Origin of the sequence: Amycolatopsis rhizosphaerae, assembly GCF_007713715.1 — a bacterium.
Taxonomy (GTDB): domain Bacteria; phylum Actinomycetota; class Actinomycetes; order Mycobacteriales; family Pseudonocardiaceae; genus Amycolatopsis_E; species Amycolatopsis_E rhizosphaerae.
In genome coordinates this window covers 1-9,728 of sequence record NZ_VJWX01000262.1, presented here as the reverse complement: position 1 = coordinate 9,728, position 9,728 = coordinate 1, and the positions used below count along the sequence as shown (strand labels likewise).

The 9,728-nt window shown below is 70.5% G+C and carries 10 protein-coding genes; 7 read left to right on the top strand and 3 right to left on the bottom strand.

Annotated features, from left to right (window positions below; translation table 11 throughout):
- Positions 1-43 precede the first annotated feature (43 nt).
- Complete coding sequence (locus tag FNH05_RS23215) at positions 44-823, top strand: PIG-L family deacetylase (protein WP_144590837.1); 780 nt, start codon at positions 44-46, stop codon at positions 821-823.
- 51 nt (positions 824-874) lie between these two features.
- Here FNH05_RS23215 and FNH05_RS23210 read toward each other — a convergent pair whose 3' ends face one another.
- Positions 875-1,675 carry a hypothetical protein gene (locus FNH05_RS23210; RefSeq protein ID WP_144590836.1) on the bottom strand — a complete coding sequence of 267 codons (801 nt, stop codon included), beginning with the start codon at positions 1,673-1,675 and terminating at the stop codon, positions 875-877.
- 139 nt (positions 1,676-1,814) lie between these two features.
- On the opposite strand from FNH05_RS23210, the gene FNH05_RS23205 reads away from it, so the two are divergent.
- Positions 1,815-2,576 (top strand): helix-turn-helix domain-containing protein, encoded by a 762-nt coding sequence (locus FNH05_RS23205; protein ID WP_144590835.1) that lies wholly within the window; start codon positions 1,815-1,817, stop codon positions 2,574-2,576.
- On the opposite strand, the gene FNH05_RS23200 is transcribed toward FNH05_RS23205, so the two are convergent.
- A complete protein-coding gene (locus FNH05_RS23200; RefSeq protein WP_144590834.1) occupies positions 2,505-3,365 on the bottom strand; it encodes a LysR family transcriptional regulator in 861 nt (286 codons plus the stop codon). The two genes, FNH05_RS23205 and FNH05_RS23200, sit on opposite strands and share 72 nt — an antisense overlap.
- 329 nt (positions 3,366-3,694) lie before the next feature.
- Here FNH05_RS23200 and FNH05_RS23195 point away from each other — a divergent pair, with 329 nt between their 5' ends.
- From FNH05_RS23195 to FNH05_RS23180, 4 genes are all read left to right on the top strand, one after another.
- Positions 3,695-4,696: a bile acid:sodium symporter family protein gene (locus FNH05_RS23195; protein ID WP_144590833.1), complete on the top strand. Its 1,002-nt coding sequence runs from the start codon at positions 3,695-3,697 to the stop codon at positions 4,694-4,696.
- A gap of 61 nt (positions 4,697-4,757) precedes the next feature.
- The gene (locus FNH05_RS23190; protein WP_144590832.1) at positions 4,758-5,642 is read left to right on the top strand and encodes a methylenetetrahydrofolate reductase; all 885 of its coding nucleotides are present in this window, start codon (positions 4,758-4,760) and stop codon (positions 5,640-5,642) included.
- Positions 5,643-5,677: 35 nt separating this feature from the next.
- Positions 5,678-7,348, top strand: a complete 1,671-nt coding sequence (locus tag FNH05_RS23185; RefSeq protein ID WP_144590831.1) for a DUF885 domain-containing protein — start codon at positions 5,678-5,680, stop codon at positions 7,346-7,348.
- 208 nt (positions 7,349-7,556) lie between these two features.
- Positions 7,557-8,456 carry a DMT family transporter gene (locus FNH05_RS23180; protein WP_144590830.1) on the top strand — a complete coding sequence of 300 codons (900 nt, stop codon included), beginning with the start codon at positions 7,557-7,559 and terminating at the stop codon, positions 8,454-8,456.
- On the opposite strand, the gene FNH05_RS23175 is transcribed toward FNH05_RS23180, so the two are convergent.
- Positions 8,441-9,139 carry a helix-turn-helix transcriptional regulator gene (locus FNH05_RS23175; RefSeq protein ID WP_246127900.1) on the bottom strand — a complete coding sequence of 233 codons (699 nt, stop codon included), beginning with the start codon at positions 9,137-9,139 and terminating at the stop codon, positions 8,441-8,443. The genes FNH05_RS23180 and FNH05_RS23175 overlap by 16 nt on opposite strands.
- Positions 9,140-9,305: 166 nt before the next feature.
- On the opposite strand from FNH05_RS23175, the gene FNH05_RS23170 reads away from it, so the two are divergent.
- The coding region (locus tag FNH05_RS23170) for an alcohol dehydrogenase catalytic domain-containing protein (protein WP_186382692.1) at positions 9,306-9,728 on the top strand (423 nt) is incomplete at its 3' end.

Here is a 9,728-nt window from a genome sequence, read left to right as displayed (position 1 = left end):
ATCGCGGGGTGGCCGCGGTGTGATCGTTCTGTAGTCTCGTAGGGTGGCGACCTTGGTGACTTTCCATGCCCATCCGGACGACGAGTGCATCACCTGCGGCGGGGTGATGCGCAAGGCACACGAGGACGGCCACCGGGTCGTGCTGGTGGTGGCCACGCGCGGGGAACACGGCGAGGTGCCGGACGGTTTCCTCGGCGACGGCGAGGAGCTCTGGCAGCGCCGGGTGGCGGAAACCCAGGCCGCCGCCGACATCCTCGGTGCGCAGCGCGTGGAGTTCCTGGGCTACCGGGACTCGGGGATGATGGGCACCCCGGCCAACGACACGCCCGGTTCGTTCTGGACGGCGCCGGTGGAGGAGGCCGCGGAGAAGCTGGCCGCGATCCTGCGCGAGGAAAACGCCGAGGTGCTGACCTGCTACGACGATTTCGGCAACTACGGCCACCCCGACCACATCCAGGTGCACCGCGTCGGCATGCGGGCGGCCGAGCTGGCCGGTACGCCCCGGGTCTACCAGGCCACGACCAGCCGTGAGCACTTCCAGCGCGGGGTGGCCGCGCTGGCCGCCCAGACCGGCGGTGACGTCCCCTCGCCGGAGGACCTGAGCGAGATGGGCAAGCCGGAGGCGGAGATCACGGCCGCGGTCGACGTGACCGCGTATCTGCCTTACAAGCGCAAGGCGATGCGGGCCCACGCGAGTCAGATCAGCGAGGAGTCGTTCTTCCTGTCCCTGCCCGACGAGGCCTTCGCCTACGCCTTCGGCACCGAATGGTTCATCCGTCCGGGCCAGGGGCCCGGCATCACCGAAACCGACCTGTTCGGGTAGAACCGGTTGCGCAGTGGTTTGCGTGGCGGTGCGGGTAGCGGAACCACCGCTTCAGCCTTCGAGGATCACCCGGGCGACGGCGGGGGAGCGCAGGTAGGCGCCCGGGGTCTGGAACTCCCAGATCCCGGCGTTGATCGTCAGATCCCGGTCGAGGCCGGTGAACCGATCCGCCAGCGCCGCCTTGGGCACGGCCACGATGTCGCCGATGTCGGCCACGTTCACCCATCGGCGGACCGACGGTGGGCGGCCGTGGGGTTCGTGCTCGCCGAGAGCGCCCGGCAGGACCAACGGGCCGCCCAGCGTGACGAGCAGCCCGGTCTCGTGGCCGGGGTCCTCCCACAGCGCCTGGTAGGTGACCAGCGCGCCGAGGGAATGCGCGACGATCACGTCCGGCCGGTGCTCGGCGATCTCGGCGGCCACCGCCTGACGGGCGGCCGCGGCGCGGCTCGTCGCGGTGAGGTAGGTGTGCAGCTCGCGGCAGAAGTGCAGCCCGAAGAGCCGGGTGCCGGGCCCGAAGGCGCGGGTGAGCCAGCCGAGGGCCTGCTCCGCCCGCTCGTCGCCGGGCGCCGCCGCGAGTTCGGGCCACAACTGGGTGACCCAGCGGGCCAGCAGTTCCCGCTCACCCGGCGTGAGGAAGGACGGATCGTCCTCGCAGGGCGCGTCCCGGTCGCCGTCTTCCAGATGATCGCCGTAGTAGGCGACGCGCAGATCCAGGGGCGTGCGCCCGTCGACGGTGGTGCGCAGATGACCGAGCCACTGGGTGGTCAGCGTGGCTCGCGTCTGGTCGGCGGTGCCCGAGCGGCTGCGGTAGCGATGGCTGCCGGCGCCGTGCACACCCAGTACGCGGAGCATTGCTTCCCTTCCGTAGCCGCCGTCGATCGCGTAATCGTTCGAGCGCGTAGCGTTGTTACCGTTCGCACCTTATCGGGTCCCGCCGCGGCCCGGCGCTCCCACCTGCAGAAACAGGCGTTTCCCGTGTGATACTCGGCGCGTGTCCTCCTACCGCGAACTGCCCGGTGACGGCGTTGTGCAGTGCTGGTGGGAACGAAGGGTGGGGCCCGGAAACACCGTGTACCGGGTCGTTCCGGACGCCTGCTCGGACATCATCGTGTCCGCGACGGGGGAGGCGTTGCTGGTCGGCCCGACGCTGCGGGCCGCACTGCGCCCGATGGTGCCCGGCACACACCTGCGAGCGGTCCGGTTCCGCACGGAGGCACTCGCGGCCGCGCTGGGCTTGCCCGCGCCCGAGGTGACCGACCTGTTCGTCCCGCTCTCTTCCGCGCTGCCGTCCCGGACCGCGCGCCGGCTCACCGAACAGGTGTGGGAAGGCCGGTTCACGGAGGTGCTGCGGACGCTGTGCCCTTCGCCGGTCGAGGCCAGGGTCCGCCACACGGTGCGGCGCCTGTGGTCCTCGGGTACGACGCTGGCGGCACTGGCGGTGGAGATCGGGATCGGTGAGCGGCAGTTGCGGCGGCTGGTGCTCGCCAACACCGGGCTGGCGCCGAAGGCGGTGCAGCGGGTCGGCCGGTTCAAGCGGTTCCTGCGCGCCGCCGAGGCCGGTCACGGCCCGGGTTCTCTGGCCGGGCATGCCGCCGCGGCCGGGTACGCCGATCAGGCGCACCTGGCCAGGGAAGTCCGGGAACTCACCGGCCTCGCGCCGGGCGCACTGCTGGCCGAGCGGTCAGTGCGTGCCGTGGAGTCTGCTCGCCTGTGCCCTGATGGCGTCGGAGAGCGCGGCCGTGGGCCCGCGTAGTGCCGAACGCCGCGCGGTGAGGATGAACTCGACCTCGCCGGGGTCGGGCAGGCCGTGGCCGGGCGCGAGTTCGGCCAGCCCGGCCGGGATGAGGCTGCGCGCGAACACCGCGACGCCCAGGCCGGCGAGCGCGGCGGCGCGCAGGCCGTTGAGGCTGCCGCTGGTGCACACGATCCGCCAGTTCCTGCCCTCGGCGCGCAGGGCCTCCAGCGCCCGCGCCCGCGTGATGCTCGGTGGGGGGTAGGCGATGAGCGGGACCGGGTCGCCGAGGTCGGGTTCGAGCCCTTCCCTGCCGATCCACACCAGTTGGTCCGTCCAGAGTGGACCAGTGCTGTCCTCGTCCGCGCGTCGCTTGCCGAGCACCAGGTCCAGCTCACCCGCGCGCAGCTTCTCGTGGAGCACGCCGGACAGCGCCACGGTCAGTTCGAGGTCCACCTGCGGGTGGCTGCGCCGGAACTCGCGCAGGATTTCCGGCAGCGGCCCGACCACGAAGTCCTCCGAGGCGCCGAAACGCACCCGTCCCCGCAGTTCGGTGCCTGTGAAATAGCTCATAGCCCGGTCGATGGTCTCGATGACGGTCCCGGCGAAACCGAGCATGGCCTCGCCGTCGGCGGTCAGTTCCACCGAATGTGTGTCGCGCACGAACAACTGCTGCGTGCTGGCCTGTTCGAGCTTGCGAACGTGCTGGCTGACGGTGGATTGACGCAGTCCGAGCCGTTGCGCGGCACGGGTGAAGCTGCGCGTCTCCGCGACCACGAGGAAGGTTTTGAGCCAGACCGGATCGAGCACCACCGGACCGTATATCACGAGTCGCGATAACGGTTATGGCGGCAATCATACTTCACAATCGGCGGAGGTGAACGGAAGATCGAGGGGTATCGGCGGAAGGGCCGCGTAGGAGGACCGGTTGGGTGCGGAACCCCGCAAAGACACAGAAAGGACCGCACGGAGCGGGCCTGACGGCGGAAGGGCCGCGAGGAGGACCGGTTGGGTGCGGAACCCCGCAAAGACACAGAAAGGACCGCACGGAGCGGGCCTGACGGCGGAAGGGCCGCGAGGAGGACCGGTTGGGTGCGGAACCCCGCAAAGACACAGGAAGACACAGAAAGGACCGTTTCATGCGTGGCGCCGCGCTGCTCGCGAAGTCCCGGATCGACCCGTTCATCCTCGGGATCCTCGCCGCGGTAGGGGTGGCCTGCCTGTTCCCGGCCCGCGGTCAGGGCGCGGAGATCGCTTCCGCCGTGAGCGCGGTCGGGGTCGGTGCGCTGTTCTTCCTCTACGGTGCGCGATTGTCCACAGCGGAGGCCCTTGCCGGGCTGAAGCACTGGCGGCTGCACCTGACCATCCTCGTCGCCACCTTCGTGCTCTTCCCGCTGCTGGGCCTGGCCGTCAAACTCCTGGTGCCGTCCGTGCTCACCCCGGTGCTTGCCGCGGGGGTGATCTTCCTCTGCGCGCTGCCGTCCACGGTGAACTCGTCCATCGCGTTCACCTCGATCGCGCGAGGCAATGTCGCCGCGGCCATCTGCAGTGCTTCGTTCTCCAGTCTCATCGGGATCCTGCTCACCCCGTTGCTGGTGGGGCTGCTGATGGAGACCACCGGCCGCGGTTTCTCGCTGCACTCGGTGACCTCCGTCGTGCTCCAACTGCTGGTGCCCTTCGTCGCGGGCCAGCTCGCCCGGCGCTGGATCGGCGGCTGGATCGCCGCGCACAAGAAGGTGCTCGGCCGTGCCGACCGGAGCGTCATCCTGATCGTCGTCTACACCGCGTTCAGTGAGGGCGTGGTCGCCGGGATCTGGCACCAGCTGAGCTGGCTGGCGCTGGCCGGGCTGCTGGTGGTGAACCTGGCGCTGTTCTTCGCGGTGCTCGGGGTGCTGAAGTTCACGGCGCCGCGACTGGGTTTTTCCCGTGAGGACCAGATCGCGATCATCTTCTGCGGTTCCAAGAAGTCGCTCGCCAGCGGTCTGCCGATGGCCACGGTGCTGTTTCCCGCGGGCAGTGTCGGGCTGATCGTGTTGCCGCTGATGCTGTTCCACCAGGCCCAGCTGATGATCTGCGCGGTGCTGGCCCGCCGGTGGGGTGCGCGGGCCGAAGCGCGTGGCCCGGTACCCGCCACGGCCTGAGGGGTGTCCAAGAAGTGGACGCGAGTTCCCACGCCTCGGACCTACAGATACCATGGGAGGCATGACGACGGTGGTGGAACGGCTGCGGGGTGAAGGTCCTGCCTTCTCCGTGGAGTTCTTCCCGCCTCGCGACGCCGCCGACGAATCGGTGCTGTGGCGCTCGATCCGCGAGCTCGAACCGCTCGACCCCGCGTACATGTCCATCACCTACGGCGCGGGCGGATCGAGCCGGGACGGCACGATCCGCAGCATCGCCCGCGTCGCCACGGAGACCACGCTGGTGCCGATGGCGCACCTCACCGCGGTCAACCACTCGGTCGCCGAACTCCGCAACGTGATCGGCTGGTACGCCGCCGTCGGGGTGCGCAACATCCTCGCCCTGCGCGGCGACCCGCCGGGCGACCCGTACGGCGAGTGGGTGCCGCACCCGCAGGGCCTGACCTACGCCGAAGAACTGGTGTCCCTCGTGCGGTCGCTGGGGGACTTCTGCGTCGGCGTCTCCGCCTTCCCCTACGGCCACCCCCGTTCGCTCGACCTCGACAGCGACACGAAGTACCTGGTGCGCAAGTTCAAGGCGGGTGCGGAGTTCGGCATCGCGCAGCTGTTCTTCGAGGCCGACGACTTCCTGCGGCTGCGGGACCGGGTGGCCGCCGCGGGCAGTGACGCGCTGCTCATCCCCGGCGTGATGCCCCTGACGACGCCGCGCACGCTGCACACCACGATCCGGCTCTCCGGCGCGCCGTGCCCGCAGCACCTGCTGGACCGGCTCGAACCGCTCGCCGACGACCCGAAGGCGTTCCGCGCCGAAGGACTCGACGTGGTCACCGAACTGTGTCAACGGCTGATCGCCGAAGGCGTGCCCGACCTGCACTTCTACACCTTCAACCGGTCGAAGGCCACCCGCGAGGTCGTCGCCAGGCTCGGCCTGGTGCCCGCCCGCGCCTGAGCAATCCCCTTGCGGCGGGACGGTAGGTTGCCCTCATGGCTTCCGTGCACGAGATCTGCAACAGCTACGTCGAGGAGTTCGCCGCGGCCCACCCCGTAGCCGCGACCGAGATGGGGATTCCCGGCTACGACGACCAGATGACCGACTACTCGCCCGAGGGGCACGCGGCGCGTGCCTCGGTGGCCAAGCGCGCCCTCGACGCGGTGCGTGCCGCCGAACCGGCCGACGCCGCCGAGCGCGCCGCCAAGGCGGTGTTCACCGAGCGCGTCGGGCTGGACCAGGAGATGCACGAGGCGGGTCTCGACGAAGCTTCGCTCAACGTCATCGCCAGCCCGGTGCAGGACCTGCGCATGGTGTTCGACCTGATGCCCACCGGCACTCCCGGGGAGTGGGCCACCATCGCCGCGCGCCTGGGCAAGGTGCCCGCCGCGGTCGACGGGATCCGCGCCTCGCTGCTGTCGGCCACCGCGGCGGGCCGCCCGCCCGCGCTGCGCCAGGTGACCAAGGTCGCCCAGCAGGTGGAGACCTGGGCCGGGCTGGCCGGGGAGACCGGCTACTTCGACACGCTGGTCGCCGGGGCACAGGACGTGCCGGACTCGCTGCGCCAGGATCTCGAGCGCGGGGCGCGGGTGGCCCAGGAGGCCTACGCCGAGCTGGCCGGATTCCTCCGCGCGGAACTCGCGCCCAAGGCGCGTGACTCCGACGCCGCGGGCGAGGAGGTCTACCGGCTCTGCTCGCGGTACTTCATCGGGGCCGCGCTCGACCCGCGGGAATCCTACGAATGGGGCTGGGCCGAGTTCTCCCGGCTGGAAGCCGAGATGCGGGAGGTGGCTTCGCGCCTCAAGCCCGGCGCCTCTCTAGCCGAAGTGGCGGCCGCCCTCGACGAGGACCCGCGTTATCGCGTCCACGGCACCGGCACGTTCCAGGCGTGGATGCAGGAACTGTCCGACACGGCGCTTCGCGACCTGCGGGACAGGCATTTCGAGATCCCGGACCCGGTGATGGCACTGGAATGCCGGATCGCCCCGCCGGGGGGCGGCGCCGGGGCCTACTACACCGGTCCCAGCGAGGACTTCTCGCGTCCCGGCCGGATGTGGTGGTCGCTGCCGCCGGGCCGCGAAGAGTTCTCCACCTGGCGCGAGGTCAGCACCGTCTACCACGAGGGCGTGCCGGGCCACCACCTGCAGATCGCCACGGCCGTGCACGAACAGTCCCTCAACCGGTTCCAGCGGCTGATGGCCTTCACCTCCGGACACGGCGAGGGCTGGGCGCTGTACGCGGAGCGGCTCATGCAGGACCTCGGTTACCTGTCGGACGACGGCAACCTGTTCGGCATGCTGTCCGAGCAGCTGTTCCGTGCCGCACGGGTGATCGTCGACTTCGGCATGCACCTGGAACTGGAGATCCCGGCGGGCACCGGCTTCCACGAGGGGCAGCGGTGGACGCCGGAACTGGGGCTGGAGTTCCTGCTCACCCGCACCATCACCGATCCGCCCCTGGTGCGGGACGAGATCAACCGCTACCTCGGCTGGCCTGGGCAGGCCCCCGCGTACAAGCTGGGCGAGCGGCTCTGGCTCGAAGCGCGCGAGGACGCGCGGCGCCGCCAGGGCGAGAAGTTCGACATCAAGGACTTCCACACCAAGGCGCTGCGCCTCGGCGGCATGGGCCTCGACACCCTCCGCGAACAACTCGCCGAGCTCGACTGAAAGGCAGGCAGGACACCATGCATCGGATCTTCCGGGTCACCCCACCGCCGCGCTCCGCTCGCGGGGCGACCTACTGAAAGTCCACTCAGGACGGTAGCTGACGCCTCCTCGCGCCCAGCCCCGCCGGGCGCGAGGAGCGCGCATGCCCGTCCGGCTTTTCGCCCCGCGTCGTCGTCCACTGACTTCTTCGACGCTGGAGCGATTCTTGATGCCTTCTTCCGTTGCCGCGCCCGCGCGCGGCCGCGCCACCTTTTCCTTGCTGCTGGCCGGAATCCTGTGGGGCACCGGCGGCATTTCCGGTTCACTGCTGGCCGCCAGGGCCCAGTTGCAGCCTCTGCCGGTGGCGGCCTACCGCCTGCTGCTGGGTGGCTGCGGCACGGTGCTGTTCCTGTGGTTCCGCGGCGGCCTGCGCGCCTTGGTGTGGACCAGGCCGGTGGTGCTGCGGCTGATCACGGCCGGTGCGCTGCTCGCCCAGTTCCAGGCGTGCTACTTCGGTGCGGTCACCCTGACCTCGGTCAGCCTCGCCACCATGATCACGATCGGTAGCGTGCCCGTGTTCGTCGCTTCGGTCACCGCGCTGCGGCAACGGCGGCTGCCGAGTCCCGCCACCGGTCTCGCCATGCTCGCCGCCGTGCTCGGGCTGGTGTTGCTCACGTGGTCGCCCGAGGGGATCACCGGCGGGTGGCGCCTGGCCTGCGGGGTTGCGCTCGCACTGGCCGCGGGGGCCGGGTTCAGTGTGCTGACCCTGGTCAACCGCACGGCCGTGCCCGGCCTGGACGCCTTCGCCACCACGGCCTTCGGCCTGCTGATCGGGGGAGTGCTGCTCACCCCGCTCGCGTGGTGGTCCGGGATGGCCCTGCCGCTGCGGCCCGACGTGATCGCGGTGGCGCTCTACTTCGGATTCGTGCCTACCGGTCTGGCCTACGGCGCGTACTTTCTCGCGCTGCGGACCGCGGCGCCGGTGATGGCGGCGTTGTCGGCCCTGCTCGAACCGCTGACCGCCGCCGTGCTGTCCGCGATCCTGCTGCACGACCGGCTCGGCGCCACCGGGTGGACCGGCGCCGCGCTGCTCGTCGCCGCACTCGGCGTCAGTTACACGCGACGGTAAGGGAGTTCGCGGTGGCCGGCCTCCCACGGGGCCGGCCACCGCTGGCTTCGGTAGCGGCCCGGGGTGGTGCCGACGAGGTTGGTGAAGGCGGCGATGAAACCGCTGGGGTTCGCCCACCCGCAGGCGTGGGCGACGTGGGTCGTGTCGTGTCCGTCGGCGAGGAGGACGAGTGCGTGGTAGACGCGTAGCTGGGTGCGCCACTGGTAGAAGGTCATGCCGAGTTCGTTGTGGAAAAGCCTGCTGAGCGTGCGGGCGCTGGCACCGGCCGTCTGCCCGAGTTCGGCCAGTGAGGTGTTGTCCGCGGGCGTGCGGTACAGGATCCGCGCAATGGCCCGTAACCGGTCATCGCGTGGTTCCGGCAGTTGCAGTGGCTGCTCGTGCGCTTCGTGGAGTTCGTCGACGAGGACCCGCCGGAGCCGGGCGCGGGCGGCGCGGTCACGGTCGCGTGGGCCGGTGAGGGCGAGCAGGATTTCGCGGGCGAGGCCGGAGACCAGGAACACGGCGGGATGGTCCGGTACGAGACGGGCCAGGGATGCCGGTAGGAAGAGGATCCGCATATCGGTGCTGCCGTGGGCGCGGTGGTAGTGCGTGAACCCGGCGGGGGTCCAGGTGACTCGATTGGCGGGGACGATCGACGTGCCCCGTTCGGTGTGAACCGACAGGACGCCGCGAGCCGCGTACACCAGGTGACCCCGCGGATGGGAATGCACTGAGCTCGTTCCCCCTGACGGCCAGAGGTGCATGCCACCGGACGGCCACAGCTGCGACGTCGGGGGTTGGCGGCCAACGAGCACAAGTTGGCATTCTACCGGTGGACGGTCACCGCGCCTTCGGACGACAGTGGCACCCATGACGAGGACGACCATGCGAGCGGCGGTCTGTGTCCGGGCGGGCGGCCCGGAGGTGCTGGAGGTCCGTGAGCTGCCGGTACCGGCGGTCCGGGAGGGCTGGAGCCTGGTGCGGGTGAAGGCCGCGGGGCTGAACCGCTCGGAGCTCAGGACCCGCCAGGGCCATTCCCCGAACGTGACATTCCCGCGTGTGCTGGGGATCGAATGCGTGGGAATCGTGGCGGCCTCGACCGATCCCGAGGTGCCGGAGGGCACGACCGTCGCCGCGGTGATGGGTGAGATGGGCCGGGAGTTCGACGGCGGCTATGCGGAGTACGCGCTGTTGCCGAACTCGCTGCTGATGCCGATCACCACCACGTTGCCCTGGGATGTTTTGGCCGCACTACCCGAGACGTACCTGACCGCACAGGGTGCGCTGGAAGCG